The 24,642-nt window shown below is 35.6% G+C and carries 25 protein-coding genes; 6 read left to right on the top strand and 19 right to left on the bottom strand.

From position 1 onward, the window contains the following. Positions 1-3: 3 nt before the first annotated feature. The 14 genes from atpG to dnaG all read right to left on the bottom strand — a co-directional run bounded on the left by atpG (position 4) and on the right by dnaG (position 12,559). The gene (atpG, locus tag Q0358_RS02170) at positions 4-891 is read right to left on the bottom strand and encodes an ATP synthase F1 subunit gamma (protein ID WP_299546551.1); all 888 of its coding nucleotides are present in this window, start codon (positions 889-891) and stop codon (positions 4-6) included. Positions 892-906: 15 nt separating this feature from the next. Beyond that, positions 907-2,421 (bottom strand): F0F1 ATP synthase subunit alpha, encoded by a 1,515-nt coding sequence (atpA, locus tag Q0358_RS02165; protein WP_299546549.1) that lies wholly within the window; start codon positions 2,419-2,421, stop codon positions 907-909. A 21-nt stretch (positions 2,422-2,442) separates the two neighbouring features. After that, positions 2,443-2,979: a F0F1 ATP synthase subunit delta gene (locus tag Q0358_RS02160; protein ID WP_299546547.1), complete on the bottom strand. Its 537-nt coding sequence runs from the start codon at positions 2,977-2,979 to the stop codon at positions 2,443-2,445. Next, entirely contained in the window at positions 2,980-3,495 is a 516-nt protein-coding gene (locus Q0358_RS02155) for a F0F1 ATP synthase subunit B (protein WP_299546545.1), read from the bottom strand. Between the two features lie 10 nt (positions 3,496-3,505). Next, complete coding sequence (locus Q0358_RS02150; RefSeq protein ID WP_299546543.1) at positions 3,506-3,931, bottom strand: FoF1 ATP synthase subunit B'; 426 nt, start codon at positions 3,929-3,931, stop codon at positions 3,506-3,508. Between the two features lie 72 nt (positions 3,932-4,003). After that, complete coding sequence (locus tag Q0358_RS02145) at positions 4,004-4,894, bottom strand: ParB/RepB/Spo0J family partition protein (RefSeq protein ID WP_299546541.1); 891 nt, start codon at positions 4,892-4,894, stop codon at positions 4,004-4,006. After that, complete coding sequence (locus tag Q0358_RS02140) at positions 4,894-5,682, bottom strand: AAA family ATPase (protein ID WP_299546539.1); 789 nt, start codon at positions 5,680-5,682, stop codon at positions 4,894-4,896. Before Q0358_RS02140 ends, Q0358_RS02145 begins: the two co-directional genes overlap by 1 nt. Positions 5,683-5,696: 14 nt before the next feature. Then, complete coding sequence (locus Q0358_RS02135; RefSeq protein ID WP_299546537.1) at positions 5,697-6,341, bottom strand: biotin--[acetyl-CoA-carboxylase] ligase; 645 nt, start codon at positions 6,339-6,341, stop codon at positions 5,697-5,699. Further along, positions 6,341-7,243, bottom strand: coding sequence for a methionyl-tRNA formyltransferase (locus Q0358_RS02130; protein ID WP_299546535.1), 903 nt, complete (start codon positions 7,241-7,243; stop codon positions 6,341-6,343). The genes Q0358_RS02135 and Q0358_RS02130 overlap by 1 nt, the downstream gene beginning before the upstream one ends. Positions 7,244-7,264: 21 nt before the next feature. Continuing rightward, a complete protein-coding gene (locus Q0358_RS02125) occupies positions 7,265-8,038 on the bottom strand; it encodes a putative metalloprotease CJM1_0395 family protein (RefSeq protein ID WP_299546533.1) in 774 nt (257 codons plus the stop codon). 62 nt (positions 8,039-8,100) lie between these two features. Then, positions 8,101-9,207: a methyl-accepting chemotaxis protein gene (locus Q0358_RS02120; RefSeq protein WP_299546530.1), complete on the bottom strand. Its 1,107-nt coding sequence runs from the start codon at positions 9,205-9,207 to the stop codon at positions 8,101-8,103. A gap of 116 nt (positions 9,208-9,323) precedes the next feature. Continuing rightward, positions 9,324-9,923: a nitroreductase family protein gene (locus Q0358_RS02115; RefSeq protein ID WP_299546528.1), complete on the bottom strand. Its 600-nt coding sequence runs from the start codon at positions 9,921-9,923 to the stop codon at positions 9,324-9,326. Between the two features lies 1 nt (position 9,924). Continuing rightward, entirely contained in the window at positions 9,925-10,902 is a 978-nt protein-coding gene (locus Q0358_RS02110) for an argininosuccinate synthase domain-containing protein (protein ID WP_299546526.1), read from the bottom strand. After that, positions 10,880-12,559: a DNA primase gene (gene dnaG / locus Q0358_RS02105; RefSeq protein WP_299546524.1), complete on the bottom strand. Its 1,680-nt coding sequence runs from the start codon at positions 12,557-12,559 to the stop codon at positions 10,880-10,882. Before dnaG ends, Q0358_RS02110 begins: the two co-directional genes overlap by 23 nt. A 107-nt stretch (positions 12,560-12,666) precedes the next feature. On the opposite strand from dnaG, the gene Q0358_RS02100 reads away from it, so the two are divergent. The 6 genes from Q0358_RS02100 (at position 12,667) to alaS (ending at position 19,506) form a co-directional block, all read left to right on the top strand. After that, positions 12,667-13,764 (top strand): tetratricopeptide repeat protein, encoded by a 1,098-nt coding sequence (locus Q0358_RS02100; RefSeq protein WP_299546522.1) that lies wholly within the window; start codon positions 12,667-12,669, stop codon positions 13,762-13,764. Continuing rightward, the gene (gene rnhA / locus Q0358_RS02095; RefSeq protein ID WP_299546520.1) at positions 13,739-14,164 is read left to right on the top strand and encodes a ribonuclease HI; all 426 of its coding nucleotides are present in this window, start codon (positions 13,739-13,741) and stop codon (positions 14,162-14,164) included. The genes Q0358_RS02100 and rnhA overlap by 26 nt, the downstream gene beginning before the upstream one ends. 8 nt (positions 14,165-14,172) lie before the next feature. Then, positions 14,173-14,844 (top strand): ribonuclease III, encoded by a 672-nt coding sequence (gene rnc / locus Q0358_RS02090; protein WP_299546518.1) that lies wholly within the window; start codon positions 14,173-14,175, stop codon positions 14,842-14,844. Beyond that, the gene (gene aroC, locus Q0358_RS02085) at positions 14,845-15,921 is read left to right on the top strand and encodes a chorismate synthase (protein ID WP_299546516.1); all 1,077 of its coding nucleotides are present in this window, start codon (positions 14,845-14,847) and stop codon (positions 15,919-15,921) included. Next, the gene (locus Q0358_RS02080) at positions 15,921-16,814 is read left to right on the top strand and encodes a hypothetical protein (protein ID WP_299546514.1); all 894 of its coding nucleotides are present in this window, start codon (positions 15,921-15,923) and stop codon (positions 16,812-16,814) included. The genes aroC and Q0358_RS02080 overlap by 1 nt, the downstream gene beginning before the upstream one ends. A gap of 97 nt (positions 16,815-16,911) precedes the next feature. Beyond that, positions 16,912-19,506, top strand: a complete 2,595-nt coding sequence (gene alaS, locus Q0358_RS02075) for an alanine--tRNA ligase (RefSeq protein ID WP_299546512.1) — start codon at positions 16,912-16,914, stop codon at positions 19,504-19,506. Here the strand turns inward: alaS and Q0358_RS02070 are convergent. From Q0358_RS02070 to Q0358_RS02050, 5 genes are all read right to left on the bottom strand, one after another. Beyond that, positions 19,484-20,560, bottom strand: a complete 1,077-nt coding sequence (locus Q0358_RS02070) for an N-6 DNA methylase (protein WP_299546510.1) — start codon at positions 20,558-20,560, stop codon at positions 19,484-19,486. The two genes, alaS and Q0358_RS02070, sit on opposite strands and share 23 nt — an antisense overlap. Continuing rightward, the gene (locus Q0358_RS02065) at positions 20,557-21,315 is read right to left on the bottom strand and encodes a hypothetical protein (protein ID WP_299546508.1); all 759 of its coding nucleotides are present in this window, start codon (positions 21,313-21,315) and stop codon (positions 20,557-20,559) included. The genes Q0358_RS02070 and Q0358_RS02065 overlap by 4 nt, the downstream gene beginning before the upstream one ends. A 43-nt stretch (positions 21,316-21,358) precedes the next feature. Then, a complete protein-coding gene (locus Q0358_RS02060; RefSeq protein WP_299546506.1) occupies positions 21,359-22,390 on the bottom strand; it encodes a HAMP domain-containing sensor histidine kinase in 1,032 nt (343 codons plus the stop codon). A gap of 6 nt (positions 22,391-22,396) precedes the next feature. Further along, positions 22,397-23,068 (bottom strand): homeostatic response regulator transcription factor HsrA, encoded by a 672-nt coding sequence (gene hsrA, locus Q0358_RS02055; RefSeq protein ID WP_299546504.1) that lies wholly within the window; start codon positions 23,066-23,068, stop codon positions 22,397-22,399. A gap of 177 nt (positions 23,069-23,245) precedes the next feature. Then, complete coding sequence (locus Q0358_RS02050; RefSeq protein WP_299546502.1) at positions 23,246-24,598, bottom strand: class II 3-deoxy-7-phosphoheptulonate synthase; 1,353 nt, start codon at positions 24,596-24,598, stop codon at positions 23,246-23,248. Between the last annotated feature and the right edge of the window lie 44 nt (positions 24,599-24,642).

Below are 24,642 nucleotides of genomic sequence, written 5' to 3'. Positions count from 1 at the left end.
TCCTTATTTCATTGATTCAACGCCAGTATTAATCTCTACTAGCTCGGTTGTAATTGCTTCTTGACGTGCTTTATTATAAGCAATCGTTAGACTCTTTGCTAGTTCACCTGCATTGCTTGTTGCCGCATCCATTGCCTGCATTCTAGCACTATGCTCTGCCGCTAAAGAATCCACAAGAGCATAATACATACTAAATTCAACATATTTTTTAGCAAGTTCATTTAGAATTTCACTCTCTTGATCATTAGGTTCTACTTCCAATACAGAAGTGCATTTTTCAGAAAGCATTGCATTTTCAATAGGCAAAAGTTGTTCTACTTTCATCTCTTGAGCTATCATATTCTTAAATCCATTATGGACTAAAATTATTTTAGAAGTTACACCATTTAGATAATCTGTAACTGCTTTATTAACAAATTCCGCTGCATCTGCATATTGAGGCGTGGCACTCAGACCAATAACACTATCAAGAACTTCAATTTCATTAAACTTATAATATTCTATGGCTTTTTTACCAATAACACGCAAACGAATTTTTAAATTCTTTTCTTTTTGCTCAGCAATTATACGATTAACTTCCTTGATGGTATTGATATTAAAGCCTCCACAAAGTCCTTTATCTGCTGTTACCAAAATAATATCAACAAGTTTAGAATCCTTATTTCCCGCGTTAAAATAAGGATTTTCTTGCACATTTTCACCGTTTGCAACCTTAACTTTAATTTCTTCTAGCACTTCAACAATTTTTCTTGCATACATTCTAGATCGTCTAGCCATCTCTTCGGCTTTTTTTAATTTAGAAGTAGATACAAGCTTCATTGCGCGTGTCGTTTTTTGTGTATTTAAAACACTTGAAATCTGCTTTCTAATATCCTTCAGGTTGTTTCCCATAACAACTCCCTATTTTTATACAGCAAAACTAGATTTAAATTCTTCTAACGCTTTGCAAAGTGTCTCTTCAATATCTTTATCTAGCATTTTTTTAGAACGAATATCTTCAAAAATTTGCGGATATTTCGCTTCTAAGAATGGATACAAATCTGCCTCAAATTTTGTAATGTTAGCAACTGCTACATCGTCCATATAGCCCCTAGCTCCTGCAAAAATAATCACAACTTGTCGCTCAATTGGTAGTGGAGAATATGGAGGCTGTTTAAGCACTTCCACCATTCTTTGTCCTCTATCAAGCTGTTTTCTACTAGATTCATCGAGATCAGATGCGAATTGTGCAAATGCTTGAAGTTCTCTATATTGCGCAAGATCAAGTCTTAAAGTCCCAGAAACTTGTTTTGTTGCTTTAATCTGCGCAGCACCTCCAACACGAGAAACAGACAAACCAACATTAATAGCTGGACGGATTCCAGAATTAAACAAATCTGTTTCTAAGAAAATTTGCCCATCTGTAATAGAAATAACATTCGTTGGAATATATGCAGCAACATCTCCAGCTTGTGTTTCAATAATTGGCAATGCAGTTAAAGATCCAGCACCCAACTCATCACTAACCTTAGCTGCTCTTTCCAGCAATCTTGAGTGTAAATAGAAAACATCACCAGGGAATGCTTCACGACCAGGAGGGCGTCTTAAAATTAATGACATTTCACGATAAGCAACAGCGTGCTTACTCAAATCATCATAAACAATTAGAGCATGTCTGCCGTTATCTCTAAAATACTCTCCCATTGTTACACCTGCATAAGGTGCAAGATACTGCATAGCAGCAGAATCTGAAGCGGGAGCATTAACGATAATTGTGTATTCCATAGCTCCGTGCTCTTCAAGCTTTCTTACTACTTGTGCTACTGTGGATTCTTTTTGACCAATAGCAACATAAATACAAACAACATCTTGCCCTTTTTGATTAATAATTGTATCAATGGCAACAGTTGTTTTTCCTGTCTGTCTATCACCGATAATCAATTCTCTTTGCCCTCTACCAATTGGAACAAGCGCATCAATAGCTTTCAATCCTGTTTGAAGTGGCTCATGAACAGACTTTCTAGCCATAATTCCAGGTGCTTTTTCTTCCATAAAGCGATACTCTTTAGCTTCAACAGCACCTTTCCCATCAATTGGTTCTCCAAGTGCATTTACAACACGCCCCATCATACCCTCTCCAACTGGCACACGCAAAAGCTTTCCTAATCGCTTAACAGAAGTTCCTTCTTTGATCTCCTTGCCAGCACCTAAAACAACAACACCTACACTGCCTTCTTCCAAGCTTGACGCCAAACCCTTATCGCCTGTATCAAACTCAACCATTTCATAGCTCATTGCGTTTTTAAGCCCATAAACTTTCGCAACTCCATCAGCATACGCAACAACTTTTCCTGTCTGTGCAATATCTAAATCAAGTTCAAAATTATCAATTCTCTCTTTAATGATAGAGCTAATCTCATCTGCTTGTAACTTTGCCACCACTGCAACTCCTTATCTAAAAAATTAAAATGCTTTTAAAATATGATTTCTTAAATCATTGATAAATTTCTCTTGCGAAAAAGAAACCTCTACGCCTAAATCTTCTACAACTAATCTAATTCCAGCATTTGCTACAACTTGCTGTTTCAACAAAAGATTTACACCGAGCTTTTTACTAAAACTACTCTCAATTTCTTTTAAAATTGAGTCTTCATAACTCTCATTTACAACAAGTTGTGCAATATATTCTTTATTTAAAGCCGCTAAATGTGAAGATAGCTCCGCATAAAGCTCCTCAAATAAATTCAATCTCTTATGTTCTGCTAAAACCTTAACAAAATTGACAAACTTCACATTTGCTGTATTATCCAAAATATTCTTTAAGATAAAATCTACTTTTTGCTCTATCGTAACATAAGGAGATTCTATGATTTCTCTAAACTTTGAAATTGCATTTGCTCCTGCTAGTTTCCCAAGAAAAAGAGCAATTTCTTCCAATTCCTTTTGTAACGCAGAATTTGCCAATGCTTTAATGTAACGCTTTGCAATTAAGTCTTTCATTTATGCCGCCTTTTTTAACAAAGATTTAACTAAAACATCTTTACTTAATGCAATAGAGTCTTTATTTAAGAATTCAGATAAAACTTCATCAACAATCAATTTTTCTGCCTTTCGTTGCTCAAATGCAATATGATCATTGTATTGACGCACAAGATTTTCAATTTCTATCTTTGTAGCTTCTTCAACTTTTTGCGCAATAATCTTGGATTCCTTATGTGCAGTTTCTATAATATCTCGCGCAACTTGTTTTGCTTCTTCTAGTTGGTTTCGAGCTTTTTCTTTTGCTTTTTTAGATTCCTGCAATTTTTCTTGAATCTTAGCTAAAGAATTTGCAATATCATCTCTACGCGCCTTAAAAGTATTTTTAATCGCATCTGCAGCAAAATAATACACGAGCGAAAAGAAAATAACAAAATTAATTGTTCTTTCAATAATATCATAATTTGCATTATCTGCTGCAAAAAGCGTAATTGGAGCAAGCATTAATAATAAAAAATACAATGTTTTATTCTTCATTGACTCTCCCTTAAAGTTTTCCAAGCTTCGTTTGTAAGCTTTCTTTAAAAAGTGGAATTTCAGAACTCAAAGAAACTTTGAGTTTTTCTTTTTCATCTTCCAAATTCGTCATAAACACATTATATTTTTGTGCCAATTCATTCTTTTTTTCAGAAATTTTTATTTCTGCGATTTGTTTTGCACTATCATGGGCCTTACTTTTGATTAAAGCGGCTTCTTCTCTAGCCTTTTGCAAAATATTATCAGCCTCTTTTTTTAGTGCTTTAATATCTGCAGTATTACCTTCTATTCCTTCACTATCTTTCTTAATGGAAGCATCACGCGCATCCATAAAACCAAGCAATGGCTTATACAGCATACGATTTAATAAATACACCAATATAAGAAAAATAACAAAAACTAACGCCATTACCCAAGGAGTTGGGGTTATAGTCATTTGCACTCCTTTCTCTATTTCTAAAATAGCTCTTATTTTAACACGACTTTTTCTAAGTTTTTCTTAAAAACTTCATAATAGTAAAATTTTACTAAACTTTTTCACCTCCTCGTCGTTACTAAACTCTACAATTAAACGATTTTTTTGCACAAAAGCAATAATCCCATTATTTTTTAGTTCTGCACATGCGGCATTTAAAGTCGTAAGAGAATCTCTATTAAGATTTTTTTGTTTTTGCGGAAAAGATTTTAAAGTTGGAATCTTATTTGCCTTTTTTGTTTCTTTGTAAGTTTTTACAATCTTTTCTGTAGCATGCACACTTAATTTTTGTCCAATAATAGAATTTGCAATAAGATTTTGCTCATCTTTTGGTAATGCAACCAAGATCTTTGCGTGTCCTTGAGAAATTTTATTTTCTAATACCAAATCCTGAACTTCTTTGCTCAAGTCCAATAAACGCAGCGTATTAGTGATTTGAGTGCGTGATTTTGAAAGGCGTTTTGCCATTTCTTCGTGTGTAATTCCATAATCATCAATAAGCTCTTTATAAGAATGCGCTAAATCAATCGGATTTAAATCCTCCCTTTGGATATTTTCAATAAGTGCCAATTCTCGCAATTTATCCGCTTGAACATCTACAATAATTGCTTTAATGCTTTCTTTTTTGGCAATTTTACTAGCACGCAAACGACGCTCACCAGCAATTAAATAATAAAAATCTGTATCCCTTCTATCTTCATATACTAAAATAGGTTGTAACAATCCGTGTTCTTCAATAGAAGTAGCAAGCTCTTGTAAGGATGCTACATCAAAAACTTTGCGTGGTTGAAGTGGATTTGGTTTGATTTTATCAATATCAAGCTCCACAACTAAACCAGAATTATCCTGCAAATCATTTTGATACGCTTCTTCAACTTCACTTAAAATTGCACTAAGTCCGCGCCCTAATCTTTCCTTTGCCATTAAGCTCTCTTTAAAATTGCACGCGCAAGACTTTGATATGCCATATTCCCTTGAGAACGCACATCATATAAAATCACAGGCTTACCAAAGCTTGGGGATTCAGCAAGCTTAATATTACGCGGTATTGCAATGGTTGTTTTAGAAGATACTTCCTTGATAAGTTGCCCATCAAAATGCTGTACCAAATCTGCATAAACTTGCCTTGAGAGATTATTTTGCGCACTAAACATTGTTGGCAATAAACCTTTAATTTCTAAATTTGGATTAATCTCTTTACGTAAAATTTTAATAGTATTTAAGAGCTGCGCCAAACCTTCTAAAGCAAAAAACTCACATTGAATTGGAATAATCACAGAATTTGAAGCTGAAAGCGCATTAATAGTAAGTGGTCCAAGAGCAGGAGGAGAATCAATAATCACATAATCATAAGAATCCAAAATCTCTTCAATTTTCCTTTTTAAGATTAATTCTCGTCCATTGCGCTTATGATTGTAAAATTCTTTCTCTATTCCAACTAAACCGATATTAGAAGGTGCTAAATGCAAAGTTGGAATTGCAGTTTTTTGAATGATCTGAGAAAGCTTTTTTGTCCCAATTAACACATGATAAATATTGAATTCTATGCTATTGCGATGAAACCCTAAACTTGTTGTTGCATTTGCTTGCGGATCAGCATCAATTAATAAAACACGCTTTTCCTCTACTGCAAGAGAGGCAGCAAGATTTACTGCTGTTGTCGTTTTTCCCACTCCCCCTTTTTGATTAGCAATACAAATAACTTCGCACATAATCTAAAACTCCGCTATCTTAAACTATAAATTTTTTCATTTTCAATTAAGATTGCACCATCATCACATAGCACTGCTTCGCGCATCTCTACAATTCTGCCTTTATAGTGAAATCCATAATTGAAATTTTTGGAGAATTCTAACGCATATTTACTAAAAATTTGCTTCCAACTAGACTTTTTTTCTTCACATTCTAAAATTTCTATTAGGTCTTTTAAAATCTCTTCTTTTTGAATTCCAACTTTTACCACTCCAAAATCAGCACTACTCACCTTTAAATTAATACCAATCCCTACAATAACATTTTCTAAAGATTTTGAACAGATCACTCCTCCTGCTTTTTTATTGCCGACATATAAATCATTGGGCCATTTCAACCAAACTTCTGCACCATTTTGATTTAAAATCTCTTTAAAAATACATCCCATATAAATAGAAATAGACGCTAATGGCAAATCTTTAGGCAACATAAATTGCGGAATCGCAAAAGAAAAATATAATCCATCCTCTACACTCTCCCACACATTTCCACGACTGCCAATCCCACTGCTTTGCGTCTGCGCTACCACCATAATAGGTGCTTTTAAACTGCCATTGCGCAAATTCTCCACTAAATATAATTGCGTAGATTCTAAACATTTAAATCTTACAATCTCCATTACTCCAAAATCTCTCCGATTTTCAAATGTTTTCCTTGAGCGTATTCATATGCCCCTACTGCTTTTTTTGAAGGTGCTTGCAATGTTGTAATCCACACACTTCCCTTTTTGCAACCAATTTGGATTCCATCTTTTGTAATTTCTAAAATTTCACCCATTTTATAACTGCCATTTATGGAATTCAATTTTAAAGCTTTTAATTTCAAACCGCTTTTCAAATAAACTTCTGGCCAGCCACTATAAGCCAACGCCTTATTTTCTAGTGTTTTTGCACAATCAAATTCCACAAGCCCAAATTCTTTTTTAATCTTTTTGCAATAACTTGCATCGGCATTATTTTGCTCCATAGGAATAATCCTATCAATACGCTTTAAATATTCCAGAGTAAGTTCTGCGGCAAGATTTGCCAAAGACTCAAACAATTCAAGTGCATTTTGCCCTGTGTTTTTAACCGCTTTAAAACCCAAAATATCTCCACAATCTAAGCCTTCTTCCATTTGCATGACGCTCACACCAAAATACGATTCTATCTCTAATATGCTTTGCTGTATTGGACTTGCTCCACGAAATTTCGGCAAAATTGATGCGTGCAAATTCATACAAGGCGCAATCTCTAAAACTTCTTTTGGCAAAATTTTCCCAAACGCTGCAACAATAATTATATCCGCCTTTAACGCTTTTAATTCTGCAACAAATGCTTCATCTAAATTTTCTGGTTGAAAAATAGGAGTATTAGGCGATTTTTTCAACAAAAGTTCTTTTGTAGCTGGAGCTTTTAACTGCATATCCCGCCCTGCTTTTTTGTCTTTTTGACACACCAAAGCACAAAGAGTATGCTCTTGCAATAAGGAATCTAAAATAACCGCTGCATAATTAGGAGTTCCCATAAAAATAATTCGCATTGTTTATCCTAAAATCAATATCTAAGAGGCAATTTCAAACATTAAAGAAGAACTTTTGGAGTTTGCTTTATAGCTTTGAATTGCATAATTACGCAACGATAAATCCTTACTTTTTGAATCATCAAAATCCCTTTGAGATTTTTGCGTGCTTTGAGTATCATTGGATTCTTTTTGTGCAATAGAATCTTTTTCTTTGGATTTTTCTTGTTTTTCAAGAGTCTCTTCTGCTTCTTTGGCTTTCTCTTGTGCTTGCTCGCTTCTAGCTCTACTCTCCATTTGTGCAGCACTTGCAGCAACTTTGTAATCTTGCGGACTAGGATCTGATGGAGCCATTGCTGCTGCTACAATTTGACGCGCATTTTGAATTGTTTCTTCTGGTGTTCTGCCTTCTTTCATTGCAATAGGAACTTCACCTGCAGTTGCATACATTTTTCCATCAGGTCCGCGCGTGTAAGTAAAAGATGCGCCACCTGTTACCACACCAGCACCAGCTGCAATATGCGCTCCTTCGTGTGCGCGAACATTTCTATCAATGCTCTCAAGCTCTCTTACAACTTGCAATTCTTCTTGGTCTAGCTTTTCGCCATTAAGAGATTCTTTATCTGTAATAGAATCTGTTTCTTCGGACTTTTCAAAATCCTTGGAATCTATGTTTTGTGTGGAATCCTTTTTGGATTCTACTTTTTTAATTTCTTCTTCAAAAAACGGATGCTTAATGGAATCCACTAAAGACTCATCTGTCCTTTTAAGAGCATAAAGACCCTGCAGGATAGATAGTCCATTACCAACTTGCATTGACACTCCTTTTATTTTCTTGCGCTTAATGCAAAATTACAAACTTCAAAACATTTTATCATTTAAGAACGACCATTGCGTTCTGCAATTTTTGCATTAAGCATATTATCAAGCACTTCTACAACCTTATCAGACGCAATTTCGCCTTCTTTTAACAATCCCAAAATTTCTTCAGCATTCCCTTCTATACCTTTATTTTTATAAATCTCAATCGCATCTTTAAAGCTATTATGAACACCAGCATGTGGAGCTTCTAAGCTTGGATAATCCACTAACTGACCAAATGCTTCTTTTCCAATTCCGTGTTCATACCATTTTCCCAAACGACAATCGTGATGAGAGACAAGTTCCACTTCTAAATCTTCTTCTAAAATTGCCTTATATCCTCTAATTTTAAAGAGTAAATGATCTAATTTCACAAGTCCAATAAATGTCGTATCAAGAACATTTGCAGAATCTTGTCTGACATCCATCGAGGCTTCCCCTACTTCTACTAGTTTTGCCACTTCATTATTAACTTCATTCATATTATCCACAATCTCTTCTGTAGAAGTTTGAACCTCTGAGAAATTTTGACGCAATACTTGGATATTCATCTCAATTTCTTTTGTAGCTTTTTGCGCACGCTCTGCTAGCTTTCTAACTTCATCTGCGACAACAGCAAACCCTCTTCCGTGTTCCCCTGCTCTTGCCGCCTCAATAGCTGCATTTAACGCTAAAAGATTTGTTTGATCACTAACATCTGTGATGAGATTAATCACATTAGAGATGGAATCCAAATCCTGATACACTTGTTGAATCATTCCTTGAAAACTATTTAAACGCTCCGTAACCTGTGAAACACTATCTGTAATTGCATGTTCTAAAAGCTTTGTTTGTTTTGCATTATCTGTGGAAGCATTTTTGGCGTTTTTTAACATTTCCACCGATGAAGCGAAATTATCCTGCAAAACCTGTAAATTTTTAGCACAAGATCCCATTACTGCTTGAAAGATTCCACTAGAAACTGCAGATTTTTCTTTTCTTTCATCAAATTCTGCAATTAAAGCATCTTTTCTTTCATTTTCTTCGTTTTGTTGACGCAATGCATTTTGAAGTTGCTCAATTTTTGCACGCAAAGCCTTGTTTTCAGCAACCAATTCTTGTTCTTTTTTGGGATTCCCAAACATAAAATCTCCTTTCATCTAGTCTACAATCTCATCAAAATTTTACAAAAATCCTGCGTATTATATCTTAGATACAACTAAACTTCAAATATATCATAAAAAATTATTAAATTTTTTCTCTACCAAAACTTTATGACTTCTATTTTAGAATTTCGTATTTTTTCTGGAATTACAGAATCTTTTGGTTCTCCCACCACAAGCATTACCGCACTTTTCTCACTTTGATTTAAGTGTAAATATTTATCAAGTGCTACACTATCAAAACCTCCAATTATACAAGAAGCAAGATTGCAAGAAGTTGCGGCATTTGCCATATTCATTACTGCTAAATGTGCCTGTTCTCTTGCATAACTTAACTTTTTCTCCAAACTCATTCCATCAATAAATGGCTTATACACTCTTAAACGCTTTTGCAATTCTTTTTCTGAAAGTTTGCGCGCTCTTAATTTACTCTCAAAATATTCCCCAAAATCTAAACGCGCCACAACAATAATTATCGCCCCACAATGTGCAATATGACTTTGATTATTTCCAATTTGTGCAATTTCTTGCCGTTTTTTAGCATCTTGCACAACATAAAATCTCCAAGGCTCTAAACCTAAAGAGCTAGGCGCTAAACGCCCAGCTTCTAAGATGAAATCTAAATGATTTGCATCCACTTCACATTCTTTAAAAGCTCTGCAAGAATAACGCTCTTTTACAATCTCTAAAAAATCCATACTATTCTCCAATTAAAAATTCTTTTGCTTTTTCTTTACTCTTAAAAGCTCTAGCTTCTATTTCCTGCCCTTCAAAGCGCACTTGATAGCTTTTATTTTCTTCCGATTTCCCATATAATAATGTAAGCTCTATGGCAAGCTTTTTATCGCTCGTGCTTGCATTATTTTCTACAAGCCCTAAAGGTCCAATGCAATCTAAAAGCTCAATTTTACTCATTTTTGGATGATGAAAACTTAAGCGTTCATTTTCTTCTGCATTTCTTGCAATTACACAACGCCCTCCATCTGGCAAAATCATATATCTTCCAAATTTTACAAGCTCCATATCTTCAAACACAACTTCACGATGCATTTGAATATCTTTGATTTTGTTTGCCACCGAAGTTTCCGTAAGTAAGCAGCCACCACCTGGATTTTCATAATATTCTAATCCGTATTCTTTAACAAGCTGCAATTGTCTTTCTCTACCTCTTCCGTGAATATCAAGAAGCTTCTCTCTTTCAATCCAACCTTTTTGTTCTGGTATTGTAATAGGCAAAAGTTTTGCACACATCGGACGAACAATTAATCCTTCCCCCTCACAAAGTCTCTCTACCTGCCCTAATGCTTCTGCCCTTTGACTCTTTGGTCTTTGTCCTAAAACTTCTCCGCTAATTACAAAACTAGCTCCTTCAGACTCCAACATACCAAGTGCGTGAGAAAACATATTTGCGTGACAATCAATACAAGGATTAAAGTATTTTCCATAACCAAACTTTGGCTTAAAAAGCACATCATCAAAAAATTGTTTCCTAATATCTACAATTTTTAACTCTACATCTACTTGATCCAAACGCTGACGCAAAACCGAACTTTTATCGCGCTTTGCACCAAAACCTATATTAAAATGTAATGCTAAAACATCAACTCCCATATCTTTAATAACTTTAATTGCAAGCAGGCTATCAAGCCCACCACTAAATAACGCTAATGCTTTCATATAATGATAATTCTCCTTTCTTTAAATCATCTAAATATTTTTGATACTTTCTTAACAAAAAAGCCTTCTCACGCAAGGACAAACTTTTATCATAAGTCAATGCCTTGCGTTTTTGGTCGTAATGCTGATATAAAACCATAATAATTTGCTCTCTTAAATGCTCCTTATTTTGTGGTTTTATCCTCTCATCTAATAAGATTCCAATTAATAGTGGGTCTTCTAGTTCATTTTTTAAAAGTTTGTGATAAGCTTCTCTTTGCGTATGAAACATTTGCGGATCAAGATAGCCTAAAACAAATTCTAAAAGATCCATATTTTCTAATACGCTTTTAATAATAGTCTTTTCTGATAAATCATAAAAATTTGCTTGGCTAAACTGCAATGTTCCTTTTGTAGGGATTTTATTTTGATTTTGAGGTTTTTTAAGTTGTATTAAATGCACTGGCAATGCTAAATGTTGGGATAGCCAAATTCTATATTCTTCTTGAATAATTGGAGAAAGTTTATGAAGATATTCTAAAGATTCTTTTAGACATTGATCTTTTTGCACAGCATTTTGTAAATCATAGTTTTTAATAATACTCTCCAAAACATAATCAATTAATGGGATTGGAGAATCAAACAAGCTTTTTAATGCTTCAATTTCGCCATTTTTTACCATATCTGCCGGATCTAAACCTCCCTCAAAAAGCACAACTCCACCTTGTTTTTTTGCCACACTTAATAAACTTGCTGCTTTAAAAGCCGCCTGCATTCCTGCACGATCTCCATCAAAGGCTAAAATGATTTTTGGATCTCCTTTTGCAAGTAAAGGCAAATGCTCTTTTGTTAATGCTGTTCCAAGCGTTGCAACAGCATTTGTAAAGCCTGCTTGATGCAACATTAGCGTATCCAAATAACCTTCTGTAATAATCACGCTACCTAAACGATAAATGGATTCTTTAGCCTGAGGATAGCCATAAAGCACTTGTGATTTATTAAAAAGCTTTGTTTGAGGGGAGTTGATATATTTTGCAGGATGATTTGAAAGTGTGCGTCCTCCAAAACCAATGATTTTATTTTGTGCTGAACGGATAGGGAAAATTAAGCGTTGCGTCAAACGCGCATAGTAATGCTTCGCTCCATTTTCTAAATCCGCTCCTAAAATTCCAAGATTAAGAGCATCTTGCAAATTGATCATATTGCGTTGCAAATGTGCCATAATCTCGTAATTTTGTGGCGCAAATCCTAATTCAAAACGTGCCTTAATTTCTGTTGTAATCCCACGCTCTTTTAAATAAGATTCCACTTCAGAATTTAACACTGCCTGATAATAGTTATTCATAAAATCCATTATTTTATAACTATCGTTGTTTTGTGATTTTTGAGAATACTCTAAAGACACATTGTAAAATTGCGCAAGTTTTTCAATGGCTTCTACATAATTTAGCTTTTCATAATCCATTACAAATTTTATAGGATCTCCACTAGCACCACAACCAAAGCAGTGATAATAGTTTTTGTTCACATTAATAACAAAGCTTGGAGTTTTTTCTTGATGAAATGGGCAGCAAGCCTTATAACTGCTTCCCATTTTTTTTACTTCAATATAATGGCTGATCACTTCTAAAACATCTAATTGATTTTTTAGGGTATCTATGCTTTGTTGCTGTATCAATACCTACTCCAAAATTTCAAGCTTACTTTAAAGGTGCGTATTTTACAAAATTAAACTATAAGTTTGCTATAATTGAAAGATCTTATTTTAAAAATTTAAGGAATGGCGTGGATTTTTTTGAATACGCAATTCATAACATTGAGTATCGCGATCCTCTTTTTGGCATTGTGGTGCTGATTTTTTGTATTGGTCTTGTAAGTCTTTTGGGTTATTATTGGAATTATATTGTGAGCAAAAAACAGCAAGAATCCTTAAGTAAATTTATGGAAAGTTTTGACTATGTAGGATTCGATAAAGAAGTAAAGGAGTTTTTAGCCCTAAGTCCAAATCCGATTCCATCTTTGCTTTTTATGGCAAAAATGTATCAAAAAGGCGCAAATTATGAAAAAGCGATTAGACTCTACGCTACACTTTTAGATTCTATTAAAAATCCTCTAGATAAAATTCCAATTTTAGAGTCTCTAGGACTTGTCTATACCAAGGCTGGCTTTCCTTTGCGCGCAAAAGAAATCTATCTTGAAATCCTACATCACTACCCACGCAATCCTTTAATCTTAAATGCACTTATTAAAATTTATGAGGACTTAAGCGACTTTGAAGACGCACTAAATGCACTAGATTGCCTAGAAGAAATTCAAGGCGGGACACAACTTCACAAATCCTATCTCAAAACAAAAATCCTAATCCTAACCCATAAAAATCAAACACAAAAAAATCAGCTCCCACTAAAACTTCTTGCAAAACTTAGAGATGAACCGCGTTTAGCGCGTTTAATTTTAAGCTTTTTAAAAGACTATTACCCAACACTCTTTTGGCAATCTATCTTAAAGATTCCACAAGACATACTCTTACAAATCATAGATTTACTTTGGAATCAAAAAGAGATTCCAACTTCTCTATTAAAAGAACTAGAGCATTCTACCTTGCTAGAAAAACAAAGCCTATTAAAAGACATTTTTGAAGCCAAAGGACTTTTGCCTTTAAGTATTTCTAAAAAAACAACTTTTGAGCTAGAAACACTTTGTTTATTGCGTGCAAACAAAAACTATCAAGGTGATTTGCGTTTTAACTATCAATGCACAAATTGCAATGGCACTTCTCCATTATCCTTTGATCGTTGCCCACATTGTAATGGATTATTAACCTCTAAAACACTAGTTTTTTTAAAGGAAAAGCAAGATGAAGTGTGTTACTCTTTTTTGTGATGGTTCTTCTTTGGGAAATCCGGGTTTTGGTGGTTGGTGTGGAATCTTGCGTTATGGAGAGTTTGAAAAAGTCCTAAGCGGTGGGGCAAAGGTAGCGACAAATAACCAAATGGAATTAACCGCATTAATTATGAGTTTAGAGGCTTTAAAAGAACCTTGCGAAGTTCTTGTGGTATGTGATTCTAAATATGTTTTAGATGGACTTAGCAAGTGGCTTCCAAACTGGATTGCTAAAAACTTTAAAAATGTCAAAAACACTGAACTTTGGCAACGCTACATCAAAGCTGCAAAACCTCATAAAATCAAAGTAGAATGGGTCAAAGGGCATAGTGGGCATTGCGAAAATGAGCGGTGCGATAAGATTGCCAAAGAAGAAGCATTAAAATTCAAAAATACTTAAGGATTATCGTGGATTTAAAACATTTTGAAAAAACATTGGGCTATCACTTTAAGGCGCAAAATTTACTTAAAGAAGCACTGACACACAAAAGTGCAAAAAAAGGCGCACACAACGAGCGCTTAGAGTTTTTAGGAGATGCGGTGTTAGATTTAATCATTGGTGAGTTTTTGTATAAAAAATTTCCAAACTCAAGAGAAGGAGAACTCTCAAAAATGCGGGCTTCAATGGTTAATGAAAAAGCCTTTGCTAAAGTTGCGCGCCATTTAAATATTGGCGATTATCTTTTTATTTCAAACTCTGAAGAGCAAAATAATGGCAGAAAAAAAGATTCCATATTATCTAACGCCTTTGAAGCACTTATTGGTGCTATCTATTTAGAAAGCGGCTTAGATGTAGCACGCAATTTAGTGCATAATCTCTTAAACGCTGTGCATCCAAACATTGATTTAAACAGTCTGTTTTATGACCACAAAACTGCTCTTCAAGAACTCACACAAGCGAAATTTGGAGAAACTCCAGAATATATTTTGTTAGATTCTAGCGGACCAGATCACAATAAAAATTTTCTAATGAGCGTAAAAATACAAGGCAAAGAGTTTGCAAGAGCAAATGGCAAAAGCAAAAAAGAAGCTCAACAAACTTGCGCAAAAATTGCCATTAAAGCATTAAAGGAATCTTGAATGAATACTTTTGGAATTGCTCTTAGGGTTACGACTTTTGGAGAGAGCCACGGAGCTGGAATTGGTGGAGTGATTGATGGATTACCTGCTGGAATCATCATTGATGAAGAATTTTTACAAACAGAAATGCTAAGACGTTCAGGCGGTAGAAACCTCTACTCTACTCAACGCAAAGAAGCTGATGAAGTTAAAATCCTAAGTGGTGTATTTGATGGCAAAACCACCGGAACTCCACTTGGTTTTTTTATCCAAAATTCCGCAAATAAAAGCAAAGATTACGATTCCATTAAAGACTTATTTCGTCCCGGACACGCAGATTTTACTTATTTTCAAAAATACCAAATTCGCGATTTTAGGGGTGGTGGTAGAAGCAGTGCTAGAGAGAGTGTTGCGCGCGTTGCTGCTGGGGCGATTGCTAAAATGCTTTTGAGATATTTTAAAATCAATATAGAAAGCGGAATCTTAAGCGTTGGTAAAATCTTAGGCACAGAAATTGATTTTAGCCACGCAAAAAAAAGTGAAATTTTCGCATTAGACAAAACAATGGAATCCCAACAAAAAGAAGCTATAATACAAGCAAGAAACACACACAATAGCATAGGCGGTGTTGCGCTTATTCGCGCAAGTGGGGTCCCAGCAGGACTTGGAGAACCTTTATATTACAAACTTGATAGTGCCATTGGTGCATTAATGCTTGGATTAAATGGTGTCAAAGCAGTAGAGATTGGTAAAGGTGTGGAATCTACATTTTTACTAGGTTCAGAAAATAACGATCAAATGGACGAAAATGGATTTCAAAGCAACCATTGTGGTGGAATCCTAGGCGGTATTAGCACAGGAGAAGAGATTATTATCAAAGTGCATTTTAAGCCAACTCCTAGCATTTTCTTGCCCCAAAATACACAAAATCTTCAAGGACACACTACGCAATGCAATATTAAAGGACGCCACGATCCTTGTATTGCTGTGCGCGGTAGTGTTGTGTGTGAAGCCCAGCTTGCATTAATCTTAGCAGATATGCTTCTATTAAATGCGACAAGCAAGCTTGAAAATCTGCAAAAACTCTATACACTCTAATGTCAATAAAAACTGCATTAATCTTTGCTGATGGAAAACTTGGTGTAGGTTTGGGGCATATTAGCCGTTGCACCGCACTAAAAGAAGAACTAGAAACACAGGGTTTTCAAGCAAAAGTTTTAGATTCTAGTTTTTTAGATTCCTTTAATTTTCAAATTTTATATGATTTAATCGCAATTGATTCTTATGTTCTACCGCTAGATTCCTATATTTTAGCAACTAAACACGCAAAAAAATGTTTATTTTTTGATGATACTTTACGTCTAGACTATCCTCAAGGAATCCTTGTAAATAGCGCGAATACGGAATCTAAATTTTATAAAGAGAAATATCCTAATCACACATTATTTTTAGGTAGCGAATACGCCCTAACTCAACACGTTTTTAAACAACAAGTGCCAAAAACACTTAATCCCACAATAAAACGCTGTCTAATCACCTTAGGTGCAGAAGATATTCTAGAATTAATCCCCACCATAGCTTACGCGCTTTTAAACACTTTTCCAACCTTACAAATCCATTGCATTACAAAAAATTCCAACCTACCAAAACCCATAACAACACATTTTGGCTTAAACGCACAAGAAATGGCACAACTCATTTGCACAATGGATCTTTGTATTTGCGCTAGCGGACAAAGTTTGAGAGAGATTCTTTGTTGTGGAGTGCCAGCAATTGCACTAGAAATCGCAAACAATCAAAATGCAAATCTAAAGAGCTTTCAAACCTGCACCTTAAATCTCCCACAAGCCTACACATTTTCTAAAACACAAATCACACAAAAAGTCTTAGAGCTTCTACAATCCTATCACAATCTATCCTTGCGCCAAGCGCATCAAAACACAGCGCAAACATTGTTGCAAGAAAAGAATTTATGGAAAAACGCCTTTTAAACAATCCTTAAAAACATTTTCAAAAACCACAAACTAAAGCGAGTTTTTAAATGAAAAAAAGTAGAATTTTGGAATTTTAGTTTTTTAAGGTATCGTAATGAAAACAAAAGACATCAGGGCTTTATATTTAGATTTTTTTAAAAACAAAGGGCATAAGGTTTATGAATCTATGCCTTTAGTGCCAGATGATGCAAGCTTGCTTTTTACAAATGCAGGAATGGTGCAGTTTAAGGATATTTTCACCGGGCAAATTCCAACTCCTGGTCAAAAACGCGCCACAAGTGCGCAACTTTGTATCCGCGCAGGTGGAAAGCACAATGACTTAGAAAATGTCGGTTACACCGCACGCCATCACACGCTTTTTGAAATGCTTGGCAACTTTAGCTTTGGTGATTATTTCAAAAAAGATGCGATTGCGTATGCGTGGGAGTTTGTAACTGAAGTTTTAGGCTTTGATAAATCTGTGCTGTATGTAACAATCCACGAGAGTGATGATGAGGCTTTTGCACTATGGCAGGAGCATATAGAGCCTAGTCGCATTAAGAGAATGGGCGATAAGGATAACTTCTGGCAAATGGGAGATACAGGACCATGCGGACCTTGCAGTGAGATTTTTGTAGATCAAGGGGAGCAGTTTTTCAATGGAAAAGAAGACTATTTTGGAGGTGATGGAGATAGATTCTTAGAGATATGGAATCTTGTGTTTATGCAATATGAGCGGGATTCTAGCGGGGCGTTGAAGCCACTGCCTAAGCCTAGCATTGATACAGGCATGGGGCTAGAGAGAGTAACAGCGCTTTTAGAGGGCAAACGCTCAAATTTTGATTCTAGCTTGTTTATGCCCTTAATTAACAAGGTGGAATCCTTAAGCGGACAAACCTATATCTATGAAAGTGGCGCAAGTTTTAGGGTGATTGCCGACCACGCGCGCGCAGTAGCCTTTCTCCTTGCTCAAGGAGTAAATTTTGACAAAGAAGGCAGGGGCTATGTTTTGCGTAGAATCTTACGCCGAGCGGTGAGACACGGCTACTTGCTAGGTTTAAGAAAAGCCTTTTTATACGAAGTGGTGGGAGCTGTGTGTGATTGTATGGGCGGACATTATGGCTATTTACAAGAGCGTAAAAATGCCGTGCAAGAGCAGTGCAAAGCGGAAGAAGAGAGGTTTTTTGAGACGATAGAATCGGGAATGGCGTTGTTTAATGCAGAATTAAATTCTATGCAAAAAAAGAATGAAAAAAGTTTTAATGGTAATATTGCCTTTAAGCTTTACGACACTTACGGCTTTCCGCTTGATCTAACGCAAGATATGCTAAGAGAGCTTAACTTAAGCGTGGATTTGCAGAATTTTGAAAGATGTATGCAGGAGCAAAAAGACAGAAGCAAAGCACATTGGAAAGGCAGCGGCGATAGTGTCAAAGAGGGCGATTTTAACGCGCTTTTAAGTGAGTTTGGTGAAAATGAGTTTGTAGGCTATGATTGCGTAAATGCGGAATCTAAGATTCTAGCGCTTTTAGATTCTAGCTTTAAACGCGTGGAATCTTTACAGGCAGGGCAAGAGGGCTGGGTGATGCTAGAATCTACGCCATTCTACCCAGAGTCAGGGGGACCAGTGGGGGATAAAGGTAAATTAAAAAATGATTCTAATATAGTCGCTAAAGTGTTAGACACCCAAAAATACTTCGGCTTAAATCTCTCCAAAATCCACGCCCTACGCCCATTAAAAACAGGCGATACAATCCTAGCACAAGTAGATTCTACTCGCTTTGAAATTGCTAAGCACCACTCTGCTACGCATTTGCTCCACTATGCCCTAAGGCAGATTCTAGGATCTCATATCGCCCAAGCGGGAAGCCTTGTAGAAGCAAATCGTTTGCGGTTTGACTTTAGCCACCCTAAAGCCTTAAGCACAAATGAGCTAGAGCAAATACAAGCCCTAGTGAATGAAAAAATCGCACAATCTTCCCCACAAGTGTGCGAGACTATGGGCATAGAGCAGGCAAAGGCAAAGGGGGCTATGGCACTTTTTGGCGAGAAGTATGGGGAGAGTGTGCGTGTGATAAGCTTTGGGGATTCTATTGAGCTGTGCGGGGGGATCCACGCTCGCAATACCGCTGAAATTGGGAGCTTTTATATCGTGCGTGAAAGTAGTGTGAGTAGCGGTGTTAGACGCATTGAAGCGGTGTGTGGCAAAGCCGCATATAGCTATGGCAAAGAAGCGTTAGATGCGATAAAAAGTCTAAAAGAGCAGCTAAAAGCTCAAGATGTTTTGCAGGGTGTAGCAAAATTGCAAAATGCGCTAAAAGAGGCAAGAGAGAGTGCAAACAAGGCAAAACAAAGTGTCAAAAGCCTAGATTATGAAGAAGTAAATGGCGTGAAGCTAATCGTTTTAAAGCTAGATTCTGTGGAGGCAAAAGAGGCAAAAGATATCATAGATAGGGCGAAAAATGAGAATGAAAAAGTAGCGATTTTGCTTTTAACAGAATCTAGTGGCAAGATCGCCCTAACTGCTGGAGTAAAGGGAGTGGAATCTAAGCTTAAAGCTAGTGTATGGGTGAAGCAAGTCGCACAGATTCTAGGGGGCAATGGTGGGGGCAGAGATGACTTTGCCACCGCTGGAGGTAAGGATATGACTAAAATCACGCAAGCCTTGGAAATAGCAAAAGAGTTTGCTAGTAAGATTCTAAAAGATTAGCGTTAGCCTTTAATGCTTTTTCATAGTGGAAGCTTAGATTTTTCAGCACATTGCTTTCCCACGCTAGATACTCACTTACGCATTTTTTAAAATCTTCTAAAGTAGGCGTTGTGTCTATCTTTTTATGCTGCGAATATGTCCAGTCTCTACCCTCTAAGTTAATCGTATCTTCAATGAAAAAATCATCATAATAATGTGTCTCCTTAAAAGTGCCATTAACTATGGCTACAATCTCAGCATAGCGACCTTTGGCGTTATCAATATCTTTTAAATTTGCGGAGGCTTTTGCCTTTTTCTTATATTGTCTTTTATAGCCATCAAAGCTAAAATCTATGAATTTCACTAATTTATCTTTATTGTGCGCTCTGCCTACTTCAAAGACATAAATAGCCGTTTGAACGCTAGATTTACCGATAAATAAATCAATAGGCATTTTGATACTAGCTAGTAAGGTGCTATGCTTTAAAATATCGGCGGTATAGGGGATTCCATTACCACTACCTGCATTTTCTTGGATAATCACAACTGCCCTGCCTTTGCTCATTTTCTTTAAGGCTTCTTCTACAAAAATAAAGCCCTTGCCCTTAGCGGAATAAGGCGGATTTAGTAAAAAGACATCGGCTGGGAATTTTTGCCCTTTTTTATCGCCTTGCTCATAAGAGCCTTGAAATTCAAGACTGTCTTTGTGAATTAAATTTGCCGAGCCATCATCTAGCAAAATCATATTAAGCACAGCTAGTAGATAAATATCGCGGCGTGTTTCTATGCCTAAAAGTTGATTGGCTTTAATGTGGGCGATTTTAAGCTCTAATTCTTTTGGGCTTTTTATGGAGTTTTGAGCGTCTTTTATCATCGCATTCATCGCACTAATTAAAAATGCTCCGCTTCCTGTGGCATAATCCCATACAAAAGAATCTTTATTTACTTCTGCAAGCTCTACCATCAAATCTACCACATAGCGAGGGGTTAAGACTACATCGTTTTTCTCATTATCAGGGATAGCCATCCATTTGGTGATATTGTTGTTATATTTAAAATTACAAGATTTAATCAATAAATTTCTAACAATTCAAATTCTTTTATAATTGTTTTTTTAGAAACATAAGGCGCGGCAAACTCATTGCCAACTTGATAAATCGGCAAAAATTTAAAATCATTGGAGACAACATCTTCTTTATAGGCATAAAAATTCTCTTGCTGTTCTTGTTGTTGTTTTGTTTTATGTTTATTTTTTGTTTTTGGAAGATCTAATGCCACACGCTGAACATCTAGACTTTTAAAATAAGATTTCAATTCTTTAATGCGCCACGCAATTTCCTGATAGTATTTTTCAGCTTGCGTGTTAGCATTAACACTCTTTTTCCAGCTATAACCTTTATTGTAAGATTTAATGATATTTTTCCAATTGCCTTTATGCTCTTTCTGCCAAAATTTTAATTCTAAAATCGCAATTTTTGCGGCAAATTCATCATCCTCTACAAGCATTGCTCCTACCATATTTTGCGTAAAACCATTTTGTTTTAATTGCGGATAACGATTGATAACACCTGGAATATAGGCATGAAAAACTCCAGCACTTGGATCTTGAAAGTTCATTTTATATTCTCCTGCACAAGATTCTTTCCACGCAATCGCTGCAAGAGTTAATCCAAGCCCATCGCCCTCACCTGCAAGATAGGAGCGTAAAAGCACTTCTTTTTGGGGCTTTGAAAATTGAGATAAAGGCACACAAGCATTTTTAAACTCTACTTTTGGGGCAGCATACAACACGCCAAGTAGCATTAATAAAACTAAAACAATCCTTTGCATAGCAACTCCTTATGTAAGTGTTACAGCAATTTTTGTTCCTAAATCAAATCTTAAGCACAAAAGCAGCAATTACCCCTTGAGTTTCTTTGCGATTCTCCAAAGTAACTTCCCCTCCTAATGCCTTTGCCGCTCTTTTTGCTAAAAATAACCCAAGTCCCATTCCTTCCTTTTTTCCACCTTTTTTAAAAGGAGCAAAAACATCAAGGTCATTAGGGATGCCACAACTCTCATCCAAAACTTCTATTCTTAAGATTCCATTTTCTATATAGCTTTTTAGGCAAATATTTTTATCTTTTGGAGTAAATTTAAACGCATTTTGTAAAAAATTTTGAATAATTTGCTTTAAAAGTGTTGGCTTAATTGCGATCTCCAAACCTTGCGTTTCAAGCATACAATCAAATTTTCTCTCTTTATATAATACAGAGAAATCTTTAGCAATACTCTCTAGTTCTTTTTGAATATTAGTCTTTTTTTTGTATTCTATTTGTTCGCTGTTTGCCAAATCAAAAAGCGTCTTAATACTAGCTTGCGCACCATTAACACTCGCAATATTTTCTTTTAGAACATCAACATAAACTACAACTTCTCTAGGTTTTAGCAAAGCAACTTCGCATTTTGCCTTAATAACTGCTAAAGGAGTTTTTAATTCGTGTGCAATGCCACTATAAAGTTGTTTTTGAATTTCATAATCTTTGTTTAATCTTCGCTTTTCCTGCCACAATAATGTCGCTAAAATCCAAAACGCCACATTAAAAACCACCAAAACTAAGCTTAAAAACTTTAAAGATTTAATCTCTTGTGTAATATCTTGCTTAATTTGCAAGGTTTTTTCACCAAAAGGCACAGATAAGACACACTCTATACTCTCTGCACTCACATATTTTTTAAAAGTTGTATGAAGAGATTTAGAATCTAAAATTACAATCTCATTTAAATTCACATTAGGATAATGCTCTATTTTTTTTTGCAATTTGGATTCTATGTTTTGATAAATTGTGTGATGAAAATCAACATAAAAAAAAGTAGAAAATACCGCCATAAAGGCGATATAAACAGGCAAAAAAAACTTTTGCAAGATAAACTAAATACCTTTTGGATAGCAGAACCTATAACCTCTGCGTCTAACTGTTTCAATTGTTGCGATATTTAGTGGTTTATCCATTTTTTGACGAATTTGATTAATCGCTACTTCAATAACATTTGGCGTTACAAGTTCTGGCTCTTCCCAAATTGCATCAAGAAGTTGCTCTTTTGAAACAATTTGATCTCTATGACGCGCAAGATGTGTAAGCACTTCAAAAGGCTTACCCTTAAGTTCAATCTCTTGCCCTTTATATGTGATTTTTTCTTCATCAGGATTAATCACTAGATCCTCAATTTCAATTAGATTTGTCCCGCCAAAACGCAAACGCGCTTCAATCCTAGCAACCAAAACACTAAAATCAAAAGGTTTTGCTAAAAAATCATCCGCCCCAGCTCTTAGTGCTTCTACTTCGCTTTGCGCATCATCTTTAGCAGAAATCACTACAACAGCTGTGCGCGGAGATTTACTTTTGATTTGATTAATAATCTCCAACCCACTACCATCAGGCAACATCCAATCTGCAAGAACCAGATCATAGTTACGAATACTAATATAATACTCGCCATCCTTTAGGTTTTCTGCTACATCTGTTTGGTAATTAAACTCATTTAATCCCTCTGTTATGGTTTTATTAAGGCTAATCTCATCTTCAATAATTAAGATTCTCATCCCTTCTATCCTTACTTGTAAAATTAAAAAATTATGAAATTATATCATAATTTTAGCTATTTTTAAACAAAGTTTTATAAAAAATTAAAAAAATAATAAGGATTTTTTAATATTTTAAAAAAATTTGATTCTAGATTCCATATTTATCACTAAAATATGGAATCTTTGATAGAAATTCTAAAGGCGTCTTTGCTTTAAAACATCAGCAATTAAAAAAGAAAGTTCAATAGCTTGACTTGCATTTAAGCGTGGATCACATTGTGTGTTGTAATTACAGCCTAAATTCTCTTCTGTAATTGCTTGCATTCCTCCCACACACTCTGTTACATTTTCTCCTGTCATCTCCAAATGTACACCGCCAGCATAAGTTCCAACACTTCTATGGATTTCAAAAAACGCTTTCACTTCACTTAAAATACTATCAAAAGAACGCGTTTTATAACCACTGCTTGCTTTTGTTGTATTCCCATGCATTGGATCAATACTCCAAATAATCTCTCTTCCTTCATTTTTAATAGATTCTAAAAGCTTAGGAAGTTTATCCATAATTGTATTTGCACCCATTCTTACAATAAGATTTAATCGTCCTGCTTCATTACTTGGGTTTAAAATCTCGCAAATCCCTAAAATATCTTCTCTAGTAGCATTTGGTCCAATCTTCACACCCACAGGATTTCCTACTCCACGCAAAAACTCTAAATGCGCTCCATCTAAATTGCGTGTTCGCTCTCCAATCCAAAGCATATGCGCAGAACAATCATACCAATCACCCGTTAAATGATCTTTGCGAGTTAATGCTTCTTCATAATTTAAAAGCAACGCTTCGTGTGATGTAAAAAACTCTGTTTCGTGCAATATTGGCGTGTTTTTTGCAGTGATTCCACAAGCTTCCATAAACGCCAAAGCTTGAGTGATTTTATCTGCCATTTCATAAAATCTCTCGCTTTGCGCACTTTCCACAAAATCAAGATTCCACTTTTGAACTTGATTAAGATCTGCAAGCCCACCTTGCGCAAAAGCGCGGATTAAATTTAGTGTTGCAGCAGATTGATGATAGGCCTGCAAAATTCTTTCTGGATCTGCTTCTCTAGCTTTAACACTAAACTCCATACCATTAATAATGTCTCCGCGATAACTTGGCAATGTAGTCCCATCAATTGTTTCTGTATCACTACTTCTGGGTTTTGCAAACTGCCCCGCTAGGCGTCCAACTTTCACAATAGGACAAGCTCCTGCATAGGTTAAAACCACCGCCATTTGCAAAATTACTTTAAATAAATCCCGAATCCTTACAGCATTGAAATCCGAAAAACTTTCCGCACAATCACCTCCTTGCAACAAAAAGGCTTCTCCACGAGAAACCTTTGCTAAATGTGCCTTTAGCGATCTTGCTTCTCCAGCAAACACTAATGGTGGGAATTTACTTAGGATACCTTGCGTGCGTTCTAGTGCATCTAAATCCTTGTAAATGGGCTGCTGTAATGCAACTTTACTCCGCCAACTTTTAAGATTCCATTCTTTTGCTTGCATCAACTTTCCTATTTTAAAATAAGCGTGGATTTTATCGCATAAAA

It is taken from the genome of uncultured Helicobacter sp., from assembly GCF_937893305.1.
Classification (GTDB): domain Bacteria; phylum Campylobacterota; class Campylobacteria; order Campylobacterales; family Helicobacteraceae; genus Helicobacter_D.
Note: the sequence above shows the minus strand (reverse complement) of the source record. Positions and strands in the feature narration are given on the sequence as shown.